16 protein-coding genes, 4 tRNA genes and 1 pseudogene are annotated in these 18,656 nt (G+C 63.1%); 8 read left to right on the top strand and 13 right to left on the bottom strand.

Going from position 1 to position 18,656, the window contains the following annotated elements; genetic code table 11:
* Window positions 1-127 precede the first annotated feature (127 nt).
* Together JZZ72_RS11785 and JZZ72_RS11780 are read left to right on the top strand one after the other, a co-directional pair.
* Entirely contained in the window at window positions 128-2,575 is a 2,448-nt protein-coding gene (locus JZZ72_RS11785; RefSeq protein WP_210014494.1) for an acyl-CoA dehydrogenase, read from the top strand.
* A gap of 76 nt (window positions 2,576-2,651) precedes the next feature.
* Window positions 2,652-3,065 carry a PA2817 family protein gene (locus tag JZZ72_RS11780; protein WP_043862897.1) on the top strand — a complete coding sequence of 138 codons (414 nt, stop codon included), beginning with the start codon at window positions 2,652-2,654 and terminating at the stop codon, window positions 3,063-3,065.
* Window positions 3,066-3,168: 103 nt separating this feature from the next.
* On the opposite strand, the gene JZZ72_RS11775 is transcribed toward JZZ72_RS11780, so the two are convergent.
* The 5 genes from JZZ72_RS11775 to JZZ72_RS11755 all read right to left on the bottom strand — a co-directional run bounded on the left by JZZ72_RS11775 (window position 3,169) and on the right by JZZ72_RS11755 (window position 3,991).
* Window positions 3,169-3,504, bottom strand: a complete 336-nt coding sequence (locus JZZ72_RS11775; protein WP_063612007.1) for a hypothetical protein — start codon at window positions 3,502-3,504, stop codon at window positions 3,169-3,171.
* Window positions 3,505-3,580: 76 nt separating this feature from the next.
* Window positions 3,581-3,656 (bottom strand) — tRNA-Gly (locus JZZ72_RS11770).
* Window positions 3,657-3,659: 3 nt separating this feature from the next.
* A tRNA-Glu gene (locus tag JZZ72_RS11765) sits at window positions 3,660-3,735 on the bottom strand.
* A gap of 102 nt (window positions 3,736-3,837) precedes the next feature.
* Window positions 3,838-3,913: transfer RNA gene (locus JZZ72_RS11760), tRNA-Gly, on the bottom strand.
* Window positions 3,914-3,915: 2 nt separating this feature from the next.
* Window positions 3,916-3,991: transfer RNA gene (locus JZZ72_RS11755), tRNA-Glu, on the bottom strand.
* A 333-nt stretch (window positions 3,992-4,324) separates the two neighbouring features.
* On the opposite strand from JZZ72_RS11755, the gene JZZ72_RS11750 reads away from it, so the two are divergent.
* A complete protein-coding gene (locus tag JZZ72_RS11750; protein ID WP_043862749.1) occupies window positions 4,325-5,092 on the top strand; it encodes a hypothetical protein in 768 nt (255 codons plus the stop codon).
* Window positions 5,093-5,167: 75 nt separating this feature from the next.
* Here JZZ72_RS11750 and JZZ72_RS11745 read toward each other — a convergent pair whose 3' ends face one another.
* Together JZZ72_RS11745 and JZZ72_RS11740 are read right to left on the bottom strand one after the other, a co-directional pair.
* Window positions 5,168-5,650 (bottom strand): GAF domain-containing protein, encoded by a 483-nt coding sequence (locus JZZ72_RS11745; protein WP_078479741.1) that lies wholly within the window; start codon window positions 5,648-5,650, stop codon window positions 5,168-5,170.
* Entirely contained in the window at window positions 5,650-6,537 is an 888-nt protein-coding gene (locus JZZ72_RS11740; protein ID WP_058541064.1) for an ATP-binding protein, read from the bottom strand. The genes JZZ72_RS11745 and JZZ72_RS11740 overlap by 1 nt, the downstream gene beginning before the upstream one ends.
* A 76-nt stretch (window positions 6,538-6,613) precedes the next feature.
* Here JZZ72_RS11740 and JZZ72_RS11735 point away from each other — a divergent pair, with 76 nt between their 5' ends.
* Window positions 6,614-8,980, top strand: a complete 2,367-nt coding sequence (locus JZZ72_RS11735) for a response regulator (protein ID WP_210014493.1) — start codon at window positions 6,614-6,616, stop codon at window positions 8,978-8,980.
* Here the strand turns inward: JZZ72_RS11735 and JZZ72_RS11730 are convergent.
* Window positions 8,977-9,465, bottom strand: coding sequence for a glutathione peroxidase (locus tag JZZ72_RS11730; protein WP_043862745.1), 489 nt, complete (start codon window positions 9,463-9,465; stop codon window positions 8,977-8,979). The two genes, JZZ72_RS11735 and JZZ72_RS11730, sit on opposite strands and share 4 nt — an antisense overlap.
* Before the next feature lie 26 nt (window positions 9,466-9,491).
* Window positions 9,492-9,887: a peptide-methionine (R)-S-oxide reductase MsrB gene (gene msrB / locus JZZ72_RS11725; RefSeq protein WP_043862744.1), complete on the bottom strand. Its 396-nt coding sequence runs from the start codon at window positions 9,885-9,887 to the stop codon at window positions 9,492-9,494.
* 165 nt (window positions 9,888-10,052) lie between these two features.
* Here msrB and JZZ72_RS11720 point away from each other — a divergent pair, with 165 nt between their 5' ends.
* Entirely contained in the window at window positions 10,053-11,264 is a 1,212-nt protein-coding gene (locus JZZ72_RS11720) for a pyridoxal phosphate-dependent aminotransferase (RefSeq protein ID WP_043862743.1), read from the top strand.
* A 203-nt stretch (window positions 11,265-11,467) separates the two neighbouring features.
* Window positions 11,468-12,355: a protease HtpX gene (htpX, locus tag JZZ72_RS11715; protein WP_043862742.1), complete on the top strand. Its 888-nt coding sequence runs from the start codon at window positions 11,468-11,470 to the stop codon at window positions 12,353-12,355.
* A 51-nt stretch (window positions 12,356-12,406) separates the two neighbouring features.
* Here the strand turns inward: htpX and JZZ72_RS11710 are convergent, their stop codons facing one another.
* A complete protein-coding gene (locus JZZ72_RS11710) occupies window positions 12,407-13,060 on the bottom strand; it encodes a thiopurine S-methyltransferase (protein ID WP_078479742.1) in 654 nt (217 codons plus the stop codon).
* Window positions 13,061-13,165: 105 nt separating this feature from the next.
* On the opposite strand from JZZ72_RS11710, the gene JZZ72_RS11705 reads away from it, so the two are divergent.
* Window positions 13,166-13,933 (top strand): DODA-type extradiol aromatic ring-opening family dioxygenase, encoded by a 768-nt coding sequence (locus JZZ72_RS11705; RefSeq protein WP_210014492.1) that lies wholly within the window; start codon window positions 13,166-13,168, stop codon window positions 13,931-13,933.
* A 105-nt stretch (window positions 13,934-14,038) separates the two neighbouring features.
* Here the strand turns inward: JZZ72_RS11705 and JZZ72_RS11700 are convergent.
* Window positions 14,039-15,740: pseudogene (locus JZZ72_RS11700) on the bottom strand (DEAD/DEAH box helicase).
* A gap of 322 nt (window positions 15,741-16,062) precedes the next feature.
* A complete protein-coding gene (locus JZZ72_RS11695) occupies window positions 16,063-16,818 on the bottom strand; it encodes a spermidine synthase (protein ID WP_043862738.1) in 756 nt (251 codons plus the stop codon).
* Between the two features lie 128 nt (window positions 16,819-16,946).
* Between JZZ72_RS11695 and JZZ72_RS11690 the strand changes: the two genes are divergently transcribed.
* Window positions 16,947-18,293 carry a class II 3-deoxy-7-phosphoheptulonate synthase gene (locus JZZ72_RS11690; RefSeq protein ID WP_054915827.1) on the top strand — a complete coding sequence of 449 codons (1,347 nt, stop codon included), beginning with the start codon at window positions 16,947-16,949 and terminating at the stop codon, window positions 18,291-18,293.
* Between the two features lie 48 nt (window positions 18,294-18,341).
* Here the strand turns inward: JZZ72_RS11690 and JZZ72_RS11685 are convergent.
* Window positions 18,342-18,656: sulfite exporter TauE/SafE family protein (locus JZZ72_RS11685; protein ID WP_210014491.1), on the bottom strand; the 315-nt coding region annotated here is incomplete at its 5' end.

The following is an 18,656-nucleotide window of genomic DNA, read 5'->3' as shown; positions in this document are numbered from 1 at the left end:
GCTGGCCCGCGGCCCGAAAACGCGAACTTCCACAGGTCACGTCCTGTCACTGTTCTGACGGGTTGTTTGGCACAGGCGGTCTAAGCTCTGTCGGATAGCTATTTCTGGAGCTCACGGAGGAAAGCATATGTTGCTGTTGTGGTTAGTGGTGCTGGTGGTCGGTATTGCCTACCTGGCGCACCGGCGGGTTGCCCCCCTGCCCGCACTGGGCGTGGTTGCCGTCTACCTGGTGGCGATGGGCGCATTCAGCCATGCCCCCGGCTGGCTGTTGACGATCTTCTGGCTGCTGCTGGTGGCCACTGCCGTGCCCCTGGTGCTGCCCGATCTGCGCCGCAAATGGCTGACTGCCCCGCTGTTCGGCTGGTTTCGCAAAACCTTGCCGCCGATGTCGCAGACCGAGCGCGAGGCCATCGATGCCGGCACGGTCTGGTGGGACGGCGAGCTCTTCAGTGGCCGCCCCGACTGGAACACCCTGCTGGCCTATCCCAAGGTGCAACTGAGCGCAGAAGAGCAAGCCTTCATCGACGGGCCCACCGAGGAGCTCTGCGCCATGGTCAGCGACTGGCAGATCGGCCAGGACATGGACCTTCCCGCCGAAGCCTGGGCGCACATCAAGACCCATGGCTTCTTTGCCCTGATCATTCCCAAGGAATACGGTGGCAAGGGCTTTTCCGCCTTCGCTCATTCACAGGTCGCGATGAAACTGGCCACCCGCAGCGGCGACCTGGCCTCCACCGTGATGGTGCCCAACTCGCTCGGCCCGGCCGAACTGCTGCTGCACTACGGCACCGACGAGCAACGCAACCATTACCTGCCCCGCCTGGCCCGCGGTGACGACATCCCGTGCTTCGCCCTCACCGGTCCGCTGGCCGGCTCCGACGCCGGCGCCATGCCCGACACCGGGGTCATCTGCAAGGGCCAGTGGCAGGGCGAGGAAGTACTGGGCCTGCGCCTGAACTGGGAGAAGCGCTATATCACCCTGGGCCCGGTGGCGACGCTGCTGGGTCTAGCGTTCAAGGCCTACGACCCCGATCACCTGCTGAGTGACAAGGAGGAGCTGGGTATCAGCCTGGCTCTCATCCCGACCGACACCCCAGGTGTCGAGATCGGTCAGCGCCATCTGCCGCTGGGCGCCGCGTTCATGAACGGCCCCAACAGCGGCAAGGACGTGTTCGTCCCGCTGAGTTTTCTGATTGGCGGGCAGGAGATGCTCGGCAAGGGCTGGATGATGCTGATGAACTGCCTGTCGGTGGGACGCTCGATCTCCTTGCCGGCAGTCGGTACCGGTGCCGCCAAGTACACCAGCCTGGTAACGGGCCAGTACGCACAGTTGCGCGAGCAGTTCAACGTACCGCTGGCCGCGTTCGAGGGCATTCAGGAGGCTCTGGCCCGCATCGGCGGCAATGCCTGGCTGATGGACAGCGCACGCATGCTCACCGCCAACGCGGTGGACCTGGGTGAAAAACCCTCGGTGCTGTCGGCGATCCTCAAGTACCACCTCACCGAACGGGGGCGCGAATGCATCCAGCACGCCATGGACGTGCACGGGGGCAAGGGCATCATCATGGGCCCGAACAACTACCTGGGTCGCAGCTGGCAGGGGGCACCGATCTTCATCACCGTCGAGGGCGCCAACATCCTCTCGCGCAACCTGATGATCTTTGGCCAGGGGGCGATTCGCTGCCACCCGTTCGTGCTCAAGGAGATGGCCCTGGCAGCACGTGAAGACCACGACCAGGCGCTCAAGGAGTTCGACGCCCTGCTGCTCAGGCATGTGGGCTTCGCGGTGGGTAACGCGGCCAGCACGCTGGTCCTTGGGTTGGGCCTGGGGCGCTTTGAAAAGGCACCCGGCGATGCATTGAGCCAGGGATACTTTCGCGCACTCGATCGCCAGGCGGCGGCCTTCGCCCTGCTGGCCGACCTGTGCATGATGCTGCTCGGTGGCGAGCTGAAACGCCGTGAGCGCCTGTCGGCGCGCCTTGGCGACGTATTGAGCAACCTGTACCTGGGTTCGGCAGCCCTCAAGCGCTACCACGATCTCGATTCGCCCGAGTACCTGCGGCCGCTGTTGCGCTGGGCCATGGAAGAAAGCCTGGGCCAGGCCGAAAAAGCCCTGGACCGCCTGCTCGACAACTTCCCCAATCGGTTCCTCGGTGGCGCGCTGCGCTTGGTGGTGTTCCCGTTCGGGCGCCGTCATACCGGCCCGTCGGACGAACTGGATGCCGAGGTTGCTGCGCTGCTGGGTCGCGCCAAGGGTGATCCGGCACTCGAACAACTGCTGGCTGGCTGCTATCGCCCCACCGATGCAAGCGACCCGGTGGGCGCGTTGCAACAGGCCAGCGACCTGCTAAGGGCCAGCGCCCCGCTGCACAAGAAGCTGCACCAGGCCCACAAGGGCGGCCAATTGGCGCCGGCTCCCGGCGAATCGCTGATCGACGCAGCCTTGCACGCCAACACCTTGCAGGCCGGCGAAGCTCAAAGCCTGCACGAGGCCGAAGCCGCACGGCGCCGTGTGATCGACGTGGATGCGTTCAGCAAGGACGAGCTGCTGCCCACCGAGGGCAAGGTGCGCTGAGCATCACTCCAACGGGACATCGGGCGCGGGGAGCCTTATACTCCCGCGCCCGATTTTGCTCTAGAGGATCGCCCGCATGGCCAACGCCACTGCTCAACTGGAATACCACCTCGCCCTGCTCACCCACCTGCGCACCATCCTTGCAGCCCTGGGTGAGGCCGAACAGGTACCGGAAGAAAGCCACGCGCTGTTTCTGGAGCGTTTCGACGACCTGATGCAACAGTTGCCGGTCGACCCGGAGAGCACCTACCTGGGTCAGGACCTCATCTGCCAGGTCATCCAGCGCTACCCGCAGATCGCGCACCTTATCCCCCGCGACCTGCTGTGGTTCTTTGGCGGCGATTGCCTGCACTACATGCCGGAAGAAGAACTGGCCATGTACCAGGAGCTGGAAGAACGCCGCTACGAAGCCGAGCAGAACGACGAACCGTTCGACTGGAACCAGGAGAAGCAGTTGTTGAGCATGTCGGGCGACGACAGTAAGCACTGATGCGCAAGCTACCTGTCAGCGCGACCAGCAGAACTGGCAGGTAGCCCTCATGACCACGTCCCGCACAAAGCGCATTCACATGACTGCGTGTGCTTGAACGGGCTCAGAAGAAAAAGTACACGCCGGTATCGAGCTCGAGTGCCGTTCGCACCTGCGCCTCCACCTTCAGCAGTGCACCTACCTCGGGGCAGGCTTCGATACAGGCCGACACCAACGCACTGAATGCCGCCAACTGCACAGTGCCTAGAATCCTTTCATCTTCATACTCGTCGATGTTCAGCGCCAGCGCTCGATTGGCCTGCGTGAACAGCCCCGATCGCCACACGGCTTCGAATTCCTCTGCATCCAGCTGAACATCTAGCAGGTCTGCGTCCGTACAGGTATCGGTATCCAGCCGCGACATGGCGCCTCGGCTCAACGGCACACAGATTATTTTCATGCTGCCCCCTGCCATCGCGCGGCGTTTTTTACGCAAAAAAAAACGCCGTTCATACGAACGGCGTTTTCTTTGAATTTGGAGCGGGAAACGAGACTCGAACTCGCGACCCCGACCTTGGCAAGGTCGTGCTCTACCAACTGAGCTATTCCCGCAAATGGCGTCCCCTAGGGGACTCGAACCCCTGTTACCGCCGTGAAAGGGCGGTGTCCTAGGCCACTAGACGAAGGGGACACTGCCTGAAACACCATGGTGTAGTGTTTCAGCTCCAGAAATACACCCGAAGATGCTTTCTGGTTTCACTCAGCCCTGCCCTGAAGCAAAGCTGCTTAAAATTGGAGCGGGAAACGAGACTCGAACTCGCGACCCCGACCTTGGCAAGGTCGTGCTCTACCAACTGAGCTATTCCCGCAATGGCGTCCCCTAGGGGACTCGAACCCCTGTTACCGCCGTGAAAGGGCGGTGTCCTAGGCCACTAGACGAAGGGGACACGCTACAACATTCACTCCCTGCCGCGTTTCGCTGTGTGCTTTACGCTGCAAGTGGCGCGCATTCTAGGGGTGCTTTGAGAAGTCGTCAACCCCTAGATATAAATTTATTTAAATCAATGACTTCGCCCTGCTTTACGCTGCCACGGAGGCCGCAGCGCGCCTGAGCCTTGACGATTATTTTCTGACGCGCATACGCGACGCGGCCCAGTGCTGGCGGCACCTCAAGGCAAAATGCCAGCAATCCGCCCTGCTCAACTGCCAAACAGCTCTATCCGGGCAAAAGCGAAGCCACTACACTCAAACGGCAAACCTTCCTGTATGAGGCGTTAACGGTGACACCACTTCTGATCACCCTGCTTATAGTAGCGGGTATCGCACTCTTGATCGTGATTGGCTACCTGAACAATGTAGTCGAGAGCAACAAGCTGGAACGAGCCCGCCTCAAGATCGAGCTGGCCGACCGCTTGCGTCGTTGTGGCGAAATCACCGAAACCTTTCCCGGCCAGTTGATGACCCCGGCACTCAAGCTGCTGCTGACCCGCCTCGAACTGAACCTGAATCAGCGCCGCCTGGCCCTGGACAAGCACAACCGTGAAATCCAGGCACGCATCAGCGAGCTCCAGGGCCTGATTGCCCTGGGCGATGGCATACCGGTGAACAACCCTCCCGGCCCGATCCAGACCGAAGCCCGTGCCAAGGATGTACGCTTTCTGCTCGAAGCCCTGCACAGCCAGGTGGTTCGCGCCTCCCAGGAAGGCTTCCTGCCGACCAACGAAGCCAAGTACTGGGTAAAGGAAATTCGCCATATCCTGGTGCTGCTGCACATCGAGTTCTTCAACAACCTGGGGCAGCATGCGCTGCAGCAGAACCAGCCGGGGCAGGCCCGCCTGGCGTTCGAACGGGGGGTGCAGTACCTGCGCAAGCAACCTGATCCGGTGCTCTACCGCGAGCAGCTCGACTATATGGACAAACTGCTGGCACGCGCCAACGCCATGGTACTGAGCCAGAACCAGCCAACCGAAGACGAGGTCAACCCACTGACCGAAGGGCTGAAGTCCGACACCGAAGAAGACTGGAAGAAGAAAGTCATCTACGACTGATTGCAACACAACCCATTCGCCAGCCCCCCCCGACAGGAGCCTTGCTGGCGAATGGGCGCAACGCCTCTACCCGCCTCAGCAGTCCGTCGAATCCAGGAAAACCCGCGCCAGACGCTCCAGCCCGGCCTGATCCTGCTCACCAAAGCGTGCAAGTACAGGGCTGTCCAGGTCCAGTACGCCGATCAGCGCTCCGTCCTTGACCAGAGGGATCACCAACTCGCTGTTGGAGGCGCTGTCACAGGCAATATGCCCCGGGAAGGCATGCACATCCTCCACACGCTGGGTCTGGCGTGTAGCCGCCGCAGCCCCGCACACCCCGCGCCCGAACGGGATGCGTACACACGCCACCTGCCCCTGAAACGGCCCCAGTACCAGCTCTTCACCGCGCGCCAGGTAGAAACCTGCCCAGTTCAGGTCTTCGACCTGGCTGTACAGAAAGGCGGAAAGCTGCGCAGCGTTGGCAATGAAATCCCGCTCCCCGTCCAGTAGTGCCTCCAGCTGCGCCGCCAGCAGGTCATAGCCGCACTGGCCGCCCCCCACTGCATTCAAATCGATCATTACTGTTGCTCCAGCAGTTTCAGGCCCACCCAATAGCGGGCAAATTGATAGGCGCAGCGGCCATTGCGATTGCCGCGGCCGGTTGCCCAGCGGATCGCGGCCTTGTCCAGCTCTTCATCCCGCGCCCAGACCAGACCTGGCGCCAGCGCCAACTGGGTGATCCAGTGCTCGACCACATCAAGGAAGTGCTCCTGGGTGAACGGGTAGAACGACAGCCACAGACCGAAGCGGTCCGACAGGGCAATCTTGTCCTCGACGGCCTCGCTGGGGTGCAGCTCGCCGTCGACCATCTTCCAGTTCTCGTTGTCGCTCTGCTTTTCCGGCACCAGGTGCCGACGGTTGGAGGTGGCATACAGCAGAACGTTGTCCGGCGCCTGCTCGAGGGAGCCGTCCAGCACGCTCTTGAGCACGCGGTAGTCGCCCTCCCCGGCCTCGAACGACAGGTCATCGCAGAACAGCACGAAACGCTGTGGCAGTTTGTGCAGTTGTTCCACCACCCGCGGCAGGTCCGCCAGGTGGTCACGCTCGATCTCGATCAGGCGCAGCCCCTGTGGGGCGTACTCTGCCAGCAAGGCACGCACCAGCGACGACTTGCCGGTGCCGCGCGAGCCCCACAGCAGCGCGTGGTTGGCCGGCATGCCGTCGATGAACTGGCGGGTATTGCGGCCCAGTTGTTCACGCTGCCTGTCGACACCGATCAGGTCGGTCAGGCGCATGTCCAGGCTGACCTCGAGCGGCAGCAGAAAACCGCTGCGCCCTTCGCGCTGCCAACGGGCAGCCAGGCACTGGGTCCAATCGATGCTGGGGCGCAATGCCGGCAGCAGCGGTTCCAGACGCGCCAATACCGATTCGGCGCGCTCCAGGAAAGCATTCAAGCGAGAGTCCACGTTATGTCCTCGACACAGATTCTTGGGAAAGCCTGAATGTGCGACAGTACCTGCCAGCTACCGGGGGTGATCGGCTATGCTTGCGCAGCGCACGGAAAGTGGAACTGGCTCGGGATACATGGATATCAAGTTCACCAATCGCCTGTCTTACAAGCAAGCCCGGCTGACGGTCCTGGTCGGTTTCATCCTGGGAACATTGCTCAGTCTCATCCAGATCGGCATCGATTATGCCAGCGAAGACGCCTCTATCAATCGCGAGATGCAGGCACTGCTGCAAATCAGCCACAACCCTGCCTCGCGCATTGCCTACAACCTCGATGCGGAACTGGCCAACGAACTGACCCTGGGCCTGCTCAAATCCCCCGCCATCACCCGTGCGCGCCTGATCGACAACACCGACAGCGTGTTGTCCGATGTGCAGCGCCCGCGCGAACAAAGCAGCTATCGGATGTTGAGTGATTTTCTCTTCGGCCAGAGCCGGCAGTTCCAGGATCGCCTGATGCTCGACCAGATGCCCAGCGAATACCTCGGCACCCTGTATCTTGAAGTCGACACCTTCGCCTTCGGCAGCCGCTTTCTGAAGCGGGCCGAAGTAACGCTGCTCAACGGGTTCGTGCGCAGCCTGGTGCTGACCGGCATCCTGCTGGCACTGTTCTATTTCATGCTGACCAAGCCGCTGGTGCGGGTGATCAGCGCCCTTAGCAACAGCAATGCACGCGCGCCCAACCAGAACAAGCTGGCCTTCCCGCCCGGTCACGAACAGGACGAGATCGGCGTGCTGGTCAAGGTCGCCAACCAGCAGTTCGTGAGCATGGCCACCGAGATCCAGCAGCGGCGCAACGCCGAAAACCGCCTGACCGACTACCTCAACGAGCTGGAAAACATCGTTTCGGCCCGTACCAACGAACTCAAGTCCAGCAACACCCGCCTGAGCCAGTCCAACGAGGAACTGGAGCAGGCGCGACGCCGAGCGCTGGACATGGCCCAGGCCCGTGCCGCATTCCTGGCCAACATGAGCCACGAGATCCGCACCCCGCTCAATGGTCTGCTGGGCATGATCGCGCTGTCGCTGGACAGCCCGCTCAACGCCGAACAACGCCAGCAGCTGTCCATCGCCCACGACTCGGGCAAGGTACTGGTGGAACTGCTCAACGATATTCTCGACCTGTCCAAGTTCGACGCCGGCCAGCTGGAGCTGGAGCGCATCCCCTTCGACCTCGGCGCCCTGGTGGAAGACACCGCCAACCTGCTGTCGCAGAACGCGGCGCCCAGCGTGGAGCTGACCTGCCTGATCGATCCGCAGTTTCCCAGCAGCGTGCTGGGTGACCCCACGCGGGTGCGCCAGATCGTCAGCAACCTGCTGTCCAACGCGCTCAAGTTCACCCGGTTCGGGCGTGTCGACGTTCGCCTGGGCACCTACCCCGGCGGCGTGCGCCTGGAGGTCTGCGACACGGGCATCGGCATCCCGCTGGAAGCCCAGGTCAGGATCTTTCAGCCTTTCACCCAGGCCGGTGCCGGCATTACCCGCCAGTATGGCGGCACCGGCCTGGGCCTGGCGCTGACCCGCAACCTCTGCGAAGCCATGCAGGGGCGCCTGAGCATCAGTTCGGAAGCTGGCTTCGGCAGCCAGTTCAGTGTCGAGCTGCCGCTGGCCTCCCACACCCCGGCGATTGCACCCGCCCCCCTGCGCGGCAAGGTGGTGGCGATCAGCAGCGCCAGCAGCGGCCTTGCCGAACTGCTGCAGAGCCTGCTGCCACGTTGGGGGCTGACGTACTCGCGCCATGACAGCATCGACAGCCTGGTCGACCTGGAGCCCGACCTGCTGGTCACCGACAACCTGGATGGCCTGTTCGGCCTGCGTCCGTCACTCAAGGCGCCAATCCTGCTGGTGACCGCCTATGGCAACTTCCTGCCGGGGGAAGAAGCCGCCCAGTTGGCACCGCTGCAGCAGCAGGCCCGCCCGCTGGCCCGCAACGCCCTGTACCAGACCTTGCAGCGCATTCTGCAGGGCAGTGACGATGCAGGCCCGGTCGCCCAGGCAGGCACCCAGACCAGCGAGCGTCGTGCCCGCATCCTGCTGGTGGAAGACAACCCGGTGAACCAGCTGGTCGCCAAGGGCATGCTGGGCAAGCTGGGCTGCGAGGTGATCGTGGCCGCCCACGGCGGGGAGGCCCTGGAGCAGTTGGAGCAAGCCGCCTTCAACCTGGTGCTGATGGACTGCAACATGCCGGTGATGGACGGCTACGAGGCCAGCCGACGCATACGCCAGAGCGGACGCTGGCCCGACCTGCCCATCGTGGCACTTACCGCCAACGCCATGCCCGAGGAACGCGAACGCTGCCGGGCGGCAGGCATGAACGACTACCTGGCCAAACCCTTTCGCCGCGAAGAGTTGCTGGCGCTGATCGATCACTGGGTGCCGCCAACAGCCCCTGAAACCTAGCGCAGCAGCTTTTCGATATCGCCCGCCAGCGCCTCGGGCTTGGTGCTGGGCGCATAACGGCTCACGGCACCCGACTGCGGATCGACCAGGAACTTGGTGAAATTCCACTTGATCGCCTGCGAACCGAACAGGCCGGGAGCCCTCTGCTTGAGCGCGGCGAACAGGGGATGCGCGCCCGCCCCATTGACCTCGACCTTTCTGAACAGGGGAAAGCTCACGCCAAAGTTGGCTTCACAGAACTGCGATATCGCCAGCTCATCGCCCGGCTCCTGCTTGCCGAACTGGTTGCAGGGAAAGCCCAACACCACCAGGCCGCGCTCGCGATAGCGCTGCCATAGCGACTCCAGGCCCTTGTACTGTGGCGTGAACCCGCACTGGCTGGCGGTATTGACCACCAGCACCGCCCTTGCCGGGTAATCCGCCAGGGTTTTCTGCTCGCCCCGCAGGGTGGTGCAGGGAATATTGAGCAAACTGTTGTCGGCCATGACCGCGTCTCCTGCGTTCGGGTGGGTTACTGTCGCGGCACCAGGTCAAGGCACACCGAGTTGATGCAGTAGCGCAGACCGGTGGGCGGCGGGCCGTCGGGAAACACATGGCCCAGATGGGCATCGCAAGTGGCGCAGGTGACTTCGGTGCGAATCATGCCATGTGAGGTATCGCGGATCTCGACCATCGCGTTGTCGGCGATAGGCTCGTAGAAGCTGGGCCAGCCGCAGCCGGAGTCGAACTTGGCTCTGGAATCGAACAGCGGCTTGTTGCAGCAGATGCAATGGTAGACGCCATCGGTGCGGGTGCTGTTGTACTTGCCGCTGAACGGGCGCTCGGTGCCCTTCAGGCGGCACACGTTGTACTGCTCGGGGTCGAGCATCGCACGCCATTCTTCCAGAGTTTTCTCGATCTTTTCCATCACCAGGCCTCGCTGAATTAAAAACCCCGCACTGCGTCTTTTCGACAACGCGGGTGGCACGTATTATTGCGCCTCATCAGACGTCAGTCTGGCACCCGCGTTACACGCATTTCAAACGTTTTCACAGCGCAATGCGCGGCGATCTTTTCTAATCGGGATCACATCATGCAGGTCAGCAAATCGAACAAGCTCGCCAATGTCTGCTACGACATTCGCGGCCCGGTGCTCAAGCACGCCAAACGCCTGGAGGAGGAAGGCCACCGCATCCTCAAGCTGAACATCGGCAACCCGGCGCCCTTTGGTTTCGAGGCGCCCGACGAGATCCTCCAGGATGTGATCCGCAACCTGCCCACCGCCCAGGGCTACAGCGACTCCAAGGGCCTGTTCAGCGCGCGCAAGGCGGTGATGCAGTACTACCAGCAGAAGCAGGTCGAAGGTGTCGGCATCGAGGACATCTACCTGGGCAACGGCGTGTCCGAGCTGATCGTGATGTCGATGCAGGCCCTGCTCAACAACGGCGACGAGGTGCTGATCCCGGCCCCGGACTACCCGCTGTGGACCGCTGCGGTGAGCCTGGCCGGCGGCAACCCGGTGCACTACCTGTGCGACGAGCAGGCCGACTGGTTCCCCGACCTTGCCGACATCAAGGCCAAGATCACCCCCAACACCAAGGCCATGGTGATCATCAACCCGAACAACCCCACTGGCGCGGTGTACTCGCGCGAGCTGCTGCTGGGCATGCTGGAAATCGCCCGCCAACACAACCTGGTGGTGTTCTCCGACGAGATCTACGACAAGATCCTGTACGACGATGCCGTGCACATCTGCACCGCCTCGCTGGCCCCCGACCTGCTCTGCCTGACCTTCAACGGCCTGTCCAAGTCGTACCGGGTGGCGGGCTTCCGCTCCGGCTGGCTGGCGTTGTCCGGGCCCAAGCAGCACGCCCAGAGCTATATCGAAGGCATCGACATGCTGGCCAACATGCGCCTGTGCGCCAACGTGCCGAGCCAGCACGCCATCCAGACCGCACTGGGCGGCTACCAGAGCATCAATGACCTGGTGCTGCCGCCAGGTCGCCTGCTGGAGCAGCGCAACCGCACCTGGGAGCTGCTCAACGACATTCCAGGGGTCAGCTGCGTCAAGCCGATGGGCGCCCTGTATGCCTTCCCGCGCATCGACCCGAAGGTCTGCCCGATCTTCAACGACGAAAAGTTCGCCCTTGACCTGCTGCTGTCGGAAAAACTGCTGATCGTGCAAGGCACCGCCTTCAACTGGCCGTGGCCCGACCACTTCCGCGTCGTGACCCTGCCACGTGTCGATGACCTGGAGCAGGCGATCGGTCGCATCGGCAATTTCCTCAAGACCTACCAGCAGTAAGCCCGAATGCCTGCCTGCGCCAGCCCTGGCGCAGGCCACGGGCCAACCTCAAGCCTGCCGCTCTGGCTCGCGCACCTGGCATTCTCCGCGCCTGCCCGCACAAGTACACAGTTTGAAATAGTCGCCCGGTTGAATACACGGAGCGCGCACCTTATATACCCCGCATACGCAAGCTTTCTATCCGTCAGGAGAACGTAACAACCATGATGCGCATTTTGCTGTTTGTGGCCACCAACCTTGCGGTCGTGCTGATTGCCAGCATCACCCTGAGCCTGTTCGGCTTCAACGGGTTCATGGCGGCAAACGGGGTTGACCTCAAGCTCGACCAGTTGCTGATCTTCTGCGCTGTGTTCGGCTTTGCCGGCTCGCTGATCTCGCTGTTCATCTCCAAGTGGATGGCGAAGATGAGCACCGGTACCCAGATCATCACCCAGCCGCGCACCCACCATGAGCAATGGCTGCTGCAGACCGTCGAAGAGCTTTCCCGCCAGGCAGGCATCAAGATGCCCGAGGTGGGCGTCTTCCCGGCCTATGAGGCCAACGCCTTCGCTACCGGCTGGAATCGCAACGATGCGTTGGTCGCGGTCAGCCAGGGCCTGCTCGAGCGTTTCTCGCGTGATGAAGTACGCGCCGTGCTGGCCCACGAGATCGGCCACGTCGCCAACGGCGACATGGTGACCCTCGCGCTGGTACAGGGTGTGGTCAACACCTTCGTGATGTTCTTCGCACGCATCATCGGCAACTTCGTCGACAAGGTGATCTTCAAGAACGAAGAAGGCCAGGGCATTGCCTACTACATCGCGACCATCGTTGCCGAACTGGTCCTGGGTATCCTGGCCAGCATCATCGTCATGTGGTTCTCGCGAAAACGCGAGTTCCGCGCCGACGAAGCCGGCGCCCGCCTGGCCGGCACCAACGCGATGATCGGCGCGCTGCAGCGCCTGCGTTCTGAACAAGGCGTGCCTGTGCACATGCCTGACACCCTGAATGCCTTCGGCATCAATGGTGGCCTGAAGCAGGGCCTGGCAGGGCTGCTGATGAGCCACCCGCCGCTGGAAGATCGTATCGAAGCCCTGCGTCGTCGCGGCTAAGCGAGCAGCAGGCAAACAGGAAGGGCGACCCACGGGTTGCCCTTTTTCATTTCAGCGTTGCAGACGGTACACCCGCTCCACCAGCCGATCAGCACCCGCCTTGATGAACCTGGGGCTCTGCGCCAACACGTCGTCCTGCGCGGCGATCGCCAACTGCCACTGCTCGCCAAACAGGCGCTCGACCTCTTCATCGGGCACGGCAAAGGGCGGACCGTCAGTGACCGCCTGATCGTAGTCAAGAGTGATCAACAGGCCCTTGCAAGGCGACGGCAGGAGCTGCTGCAGATGCGCCACATACCGCTCGCGCATGGCAGGCGGCAAGGCGATGATCGCGGCACGGTCGTAAAGGCCCGCACAGCCCCGCACGTCACCCGCAGTCAGTGCGAAGAAATCGCCACACCACAACTCGATGCCCTCGCTGCGGTAGACCGTGAAGGCCCCCTGCTGCGAAACCTGCGGCTCCCGCTCATGCTCGGAAAAAAAGTCCTTCACCGCCCGCTCGGACAACTCCACCCCAAGCACGTCGTGGCCTTGCGCGGCCAGCCACGCCATGTCCAGGCTCTTGCCGCACAGCGGCACCAGTACACGGGCACCAGGCGCAATGCCCAGTGCGGGCCAATGCTGCTGCAGATACGGGTTGACCTGCTGCTGGTGAAAGCCGATCAGATCGTTCTCCCAGCGGTTGTGCCAGAACGCGGGCTGCATAACCTTACCTCGATAAATTCGATTAAATACCGCAAAAACTTATATTAGATTTAGATCAATGATCTGCCTGAAGATGGCTGCATATTAACCTTCAGGACCACCCCGATGCTGCCCAGCCTGTTTATCTCCCACGGCTCTCCCATGCTGGCACTGGAACCGGGTGCCAGCGGCCCGGCACTTGCGCGCCTGGCGGCGCAACTGCCGCGCCCCAGAGCGATTGTCGTGATGTCTGCGCACTGGGAAACCACCGAACTGCGCGTGACTAGCAACCCGCACCCACCCACCTGGCACGACTTCGGCGGCTTTCCGGCCGCATTGTATGCCGTGCAGTACCCAGCCCCCGGCGACCCACAGCTCGCCGAACAGGTAAGGCAACGGCTCAATGAAGCCGGGCTGCCCACAACACTCGACGCCAAGCGGCCTTTCGACCATGGCGCGTGGGTGCCCCTGTCGCTGATGTACCCGGCGGCGGACATACCGGTGGTGCAGGTATCACTGCCCAGCCAGCACGGCCCGGCGTACCAGCAACAGGTAGGCCAGGCACTGGCGGCCCTGCGCGAGGAAGGCGTGCTGCTGATCGGCTCCGGCAGCATTACCCACAACCTGCGCGAACTCGACTGGCATGCCGGCCCCGAGAGCGTAGAGCCCTGGGCACTGGCGTTTCGCGACTGGATGATCGACAAGCTGGCTGCGGGCGACACGCCGCCCCTGCATGACTATCGCCGGCAGGCGCCGTTTGCGGTGCGCAACCACCCGAGCGACGAACACCTGCTGCCGCTGTACTTTGCCCGCGGCGCGGGCGAACGGTTCGCGATCGAGCACCAGGGCTTTACCCTGGGAGCACTGGGAATGGATATCTATCGGTTCGACTGAGGCGGCAGCCCTTTCCCCGGCAAGGCCGGCCCCTATAAGCGAAACAGGCCGCCCAGGCAAAAAAAATCCCCGAACCAGTCGGGGATTTTTCATTTCACTCGAAGATCAATCTTCGCGATAACGACGCAGCTTCAGCTGCTTGCCGGCAACGCGAGTGTCCTTGAGCTTGGTCAGCAGCTTCTCGAGGCCATCTTCCGGCAGCTCGACCAGGCTGAAGCTGTCGCGCACCTGGATGCGACCGATCGCTTCGCGGGCCAGGCCGCCTTCGTTGAGGATCGCACCCAGCAGGTTCTTGGCCGCGATACCGTCACGCGCACCCAGCGCGGTACGGCAACGTGCACGACCTTCACCCAGTGGCATCGGCGCGCGACGCTCACGCTCGCCACGCTCGGAGCGCTCACCGGCAGGACGATCACCACGTGGGGCCGAAGTCGGCACCAGCGGCTGCTCTTTCTCGACGGCTTCCAGGGTCAGCGCCTGGCCATTGGTGGCCTTGCGCAGCAGGGCCGCGGCCAGGGCACGCGGGCTGCAACCGATGTCGGCAGTCAGGCGGTCGAGCAGATCACCGTGGGTAGCTTCTGCATCGGCAACCAACGGCGCGAGGCTGTTGGTGAGCTTCTTGATGCGCGCGTCCAGTACGGCCTGGGCGTTGGGCAGACGAACTTCGGCAACCTTCTGGCCGGTCACACGCTCGATCACCTGCAGCATGCGGCGCTCACGCGGGGTGACCAGCAGCAGTGCACGACCTTCGCGACCGGCACGGCCGGTACGGCCGATACGGTGAACGTAGGACTCCGGATCGTACGGCATGTCGACGTTGAACACGTGGGTGATGCGCGGTACGTCCAGACCACGGGCAGCGACGTCGGTAGCGACGACGATGTCCAGGCGACCGTCCTTGAGCGAGTCGATGACGCGCTCACGCTGGTTCTGGGCGATGTCACCGTTGAGCGCGGCAGCCTTGTAGCCTTTGGCTTCCAGGGCGCTGGCCAGGTCCAGGGTGGCTTGCTTGGTACGTACGAAGGCGATCAGTGCATCGAACTCTTCGACTTCCAGCAGGCGCAGTACCGCCGAGACCTTCTGGTCGGCGTGGACCATCAGGTGTGCCTGCTCGATGGCAGTCACGGTCTGGGTCTTGGTCTGGATCTTGACGTGTTTCGGGTCACGCAGGTGACGCTCGGCGATCGCACGGATCGACTGCGGCAGGGTGGCCGAGAACAGTACGGTCTGGCGGGTTTCCGGCATGGCCTTGAAGATGACTTCCAGGTCGTCCATGAAGCCCAGCTTGAGCATTTCGTCAGCTTCGTCGAGCACCAGGTGATTGACGGTAGCCAGCACCTTCTCGTCGCGACGCAGGTGGTCGCACAGACGGCCAGGGGTAGCGACGACGATCTGCGCGCCGTTACGGATTGCTTTGAGTTGTGGGCCCATCGGGGCACCACCGTATACCGCTACCACGGTAACGCCCGGCATCTGCTTGGCGTAGGTTTCGAATGCGGTAGCTACTTGCAGCGCCAACTCACGGGTTGGCGCCAGGATCAGGGCTTGCGGCTCGCGCTTGCTCGGGTCGATGCGGTGCAGGATTGGCAGAGCGAAGGCAGCGGTTTTACCGGTACCTGTCTGCGCCTGACCGATCATGTCATGACCGGCAAGAATAATCGGGATCGATTGCTGCTGAATGGCCGATGGCTCTTCGTAGCCAGTGGCGATAACGGCGGCAACAATACTTGGATGAAGATCGAGAGCGGCGAAGCCGCCGGTTTCCTGGGTCATGGGTCTGCCTCTAAGTGCATCCGCAAAGACCCATGCTCCAAAGCTGCACATGCCTTGTAAGACCCGAAGGTCACCCTGGCAGCTTTGTCGGCGGGGATTTGCGAAAACGATTGAAGAAAAAAAGGAACGTCAAGGCAGAGTCCGCGGTGCGGACGCGCAGCCGAAGCTGGCTTCGGGGAATTGCACTACCTGAACGAGGTCCGGTAAAAGACCGGCGCGTACTATACCCGATTTCCTGCATCGCGTGAGACTTTTTTACAGGGAAGAGAAGCCCGGAGGCCTCGAATCGACAGCCCTTGCCGATGATCGAGGCCCACGCGTCTGTTGGCGGCGCGGCCGGAGCTGAAACGATTTATTCAAGATGCCGGTCGGATCACCTCGATCAGGCGCTGCAGGGAGTAGCCCAGGCGCGGTTCAAGAGCCCGGGCGCGCGCGGTGAGCGCCTCCCGGTCGAGGGTCTGGTCGAGGTCGGCGGGCACCAGCAGGATGACGTTGCCCTCCTTCACCGGCAGCTCCCAGTAATGGCGGTGATACAGCCCGCGCAACAGCGCAGCGCCCAGCGGCTTGCCGTCATCGGTGGCCCACTGGTTGATGACCAGCCAGCCGCCGGGGTTCAGGCGCTTCTGGCAGTCTTCGAGAAACTTCCAGGCCAGGTGGCCGACGCCGGGCCCGTGGTCGGTGTAGAGGTCGACGAAGATCAGGTCGGCAGGCTCGGCCGTCTCCAGCAGCTCGACCGCATCACCCACGCGGATGTACAGGCGCGGATCATCGTCCAGCCCCAGGTACTCGATGGCCAGGCGCGGCACCTCGGGACGCAGCTCGATGGCCTCCACGTCCTCCAGGGGCAGGAACTTCAGGCAGGCCTGGGTCAGGGTACCGGCACCCAGGCCGAGAAACAGCGCACTTTCAGGCTCGCAGTGGCACAGCGCGCCCACCAGCATGGCGCGGGTATAGTCGTACTCCAGCCAGCTCGGGTCGGCAGTGAATACGCAGCTCTGCTCGATGGCCTCGCCAAACTCGAGAAAGCGGTAGTCCTCGACTTCCAGCACGCTGATGGTGCCGAACTCGTCGTGCACCTGCGCCAGCAGCCGCTCTACCCGTTCCTCTGTCATGCTCTCTCCCGACACCTGCATGTGCCCAAGCAAAAACGACCATTGTCCGTCAATACAGGCGATGCAACAAGGCAGGGTCCAGGTGTTAGCATGTTCACAGCCCTTTTCCGATAGAAACCGAGCCTGTGATGAGCCAACCCTGGAGTCCCGATAGCTGGCGTGCCCTGCCGATCCAGCAGCAACCGCACTACCCCGATGCAGCGCACCTGCTCAAGGTCGAGCAGACCCTGGCCAGCTACCCGCCGCTGGTGTTCGCCGGCGAGGCGCGCGAGCTGCGCCGCCAGTTCGCCGAAGTGACCGAAGGCCGTGCCTTCCTGCTGCAGGGCGGCGATTGCGCCGAAAGCTTTGCCGAGTTCTCGGCAGCGAAAATCCGCGACACCTTCAAGGTGCTGCTGCAGATGGCCATCGTCATGACCTTTGCCGCCGGCTGCCCGGTGGTCAAGGTGGGGCGCATGGCCGGGCAGTTCGCCAAGCCGCGCTCGTCCAATGACGAAACCATCGGCGAGGTGACCCTGCCGGCCTACCGGGGCGACATCGTCAACGGCATCGGCTTCGACCCTGCCAGCCGCGTGCCCGACCCGGAGCGCCTGCTGCAGGCCTATCACCAGTCCACCGCCAGCCTCAACCTGCTGCGCGCCTTCGCCCAGGGTGGTTTCGCCGACCTGCACCAGGTGCACAAGTGGAACCTGGACTTCATCGCCAACTCGGCGCTGGCCGAAAAGTACAGCCAGCTGGCCGACCGCATCGACGAAACCCTGGCCTTCATGCGCGCCTGCGGCATGGACAGCTCGCCGCAACTGCGCGAAACCAGCTTTTTCACCGCGCACGAGGCGCTGCTGCTCAACTACGAGGAAGCCTTCGTGCGGCGCGACAGCCTGACCGGCGACTACTTCGACTGCTCGGCGCACATGCTCTGGATCGGTGATCGCACCCGTCAGCTGGACGGCGCCCACGTGGAGTTCCTGCGCGGGGTGAACAACCCGATCGGGGTCAAGGTGGGCCCGAGCATGAACACCGAGGAGCTGATCCGCCTGATCGACATCCTCAACCCGGCCAACGACCCGGGCCGGCTCAACCTGATCGTGCGCATGGGGGCCAACAAGGTCGGCGAGCACCTGCCGGGGCTGATCCGCAGCGTCGAGCGCGAGGGGCGCAAGGTGCTGTGGAGCTCCGACCCGATGCACGGCAATACCATCAAGGCCAGCAGCGGCTACAAGACCCGCGATTTCGCGCAGATCCTGGGCGAGGTCAAGCAGTTCTTCCAGGTGCACCAGGCCGAAGGCAGCCATGCCGGTGGCATTCACATCGAGATGACCGGTCAGAACGTCACCGAATGCATCGGCGGCGCCCGGCCGATCACCGAAGACGCGCTGTCGGACCGTTACCACACCCACTGCGACCCGCGCATGAACGCCGACCAGTCGCTGGAGCTGGCGTTCCTGATCGCCGAAACGCTCAAGCAGGTACGGCGCTGACACCTGCACGGCCCTCGACGGCCGTGCCGGCTCGACCCGCGGCGGGCTTCAGACCCTGAAGCCCAGCATCAACGCGCACACCACCAGAAACACACAGAACAACGAGCGCAGGACCTTTTCCGGCAGCGCATGGGCCAGCTTCACGCCCCAGCTGATACTCAGCAAGCCGCCCAGTGCCAGCGCGATGCCCATGTTCCAGTCCACATGCTGGTGCAGCCCGTAGGTCAGCAGCGTGACCGAGGTACTGGGCGCCGCCAGTGCCAGCGACAGGCCCTGGGCAACCACCTGGGTGGTGCCGAACACACTGGTCAGCACCGGTGTGGCGACCACCGCGCCCCCTACCCCGAACAGCCCGCCGACCAC

The organism is Pseudomonas palmensis (assembly GCF_017848315.1).
GTDB lineage: Bacteria > Pseudomonadota > Gammaproteobacteria > Pseudomonadales > Pseudomonadaceae > Aquipseudomonas > Aquipseudomonas palmensis.
The sequence above is the reverse complement of the archived record's forward strand: the minus strand, read 5'-3'. Positions and strand labels throughout refer to the sequence as shown.

Coding starts and splice junctions, on each gene's coding strand:
- JZZ72_RS11785 (WP_210014494.1), top strand. CDS start 128: ATGTTGCTGTTGTGGTTAGTGGTGCTGGTGGTCGGTATTGCCTACCTG.
- JZZ72_RS11780 (WP_043862897.1), top strand. CDS start 2,652: ATGGCCAACGCCACTGCTCAACTGGAATACCACCTCGCCCTGCTCACC.
- JZZ72_RS11775 (WP_063612007.1), bottom strand. CDS start 3,504: ATGAAAATAATCTGTGTGCCGTTGAGCCGAGGCGCCATGTCGCGGCTG.
- JZZ72_RS11745 (WP_078479741.1), bottom strand. CDS start 5,650: ATGATCGATTTGAATGCAGTGGGGGGCGGCCAGTGCGGCTATGACCTG.
- JZZ72_RS11735 (WP_210014493.1), top strand. CDS start 6,614: ATGCTTGCGCAGCGCACGGAAAGTGGAACTGGCTCGGGATACATGGAT.
- JZZ72_RS11730 (WP_043862745.1), bottom strand. CDS start 9,465: ATGGCCGACAACAGTTTGCTCAATATTCCCTGCACCACCCTGCGGGGC.
- msrB (WP_043862744.1), bottom strand. CDS start 9,887: ATGGAAAAGATCGAGAAAACTCTGGAAGAATGGCGTGCGATGCTCGAC.
- JZZ72_RS11720 (WP_043862743.1), top strand. CDS start 10,053: ATGCAGGTCAGCAAATCGAACAAGCTCGCCAATGTCTGCTACGACATT.
- htpX (WP_043862742.1), top strand. CDS start 11,468: ATGATGCGCATTTTGCTGTTTGTGGCCACCAACCTTGCGGTCGTGCTG.
- JZZ72_RS11710 (WP_078479742.1), bottom strand. CDS start 13,060: ATGCAGCCCGCGTTCTGGCACAACCGCTGGGAGAACGATCTGATCGGC.
- JZZ72_RS11705 (WP_210014492.1), top strand. CDS start 13,166: ATGCTGCCCAGCCTGTTTATCTCCCACGGCTCTCCCATGCTGGCACTG.
- JZZ72_RS11695 (WP_043862738.1), bottom strand. CDS start 16,818: ATGACAGAGGAACGGGTAGAGCGGCTGCTGGCGCAGGTGCACGACGAG.
- JZZ72_RS11690 (WP_054915827.1), top strand. CDS start 16,947: ATGAGCCAACCCTGGAGTCCCGATAGCTGGCGTGCCCTGCCGATCCAG.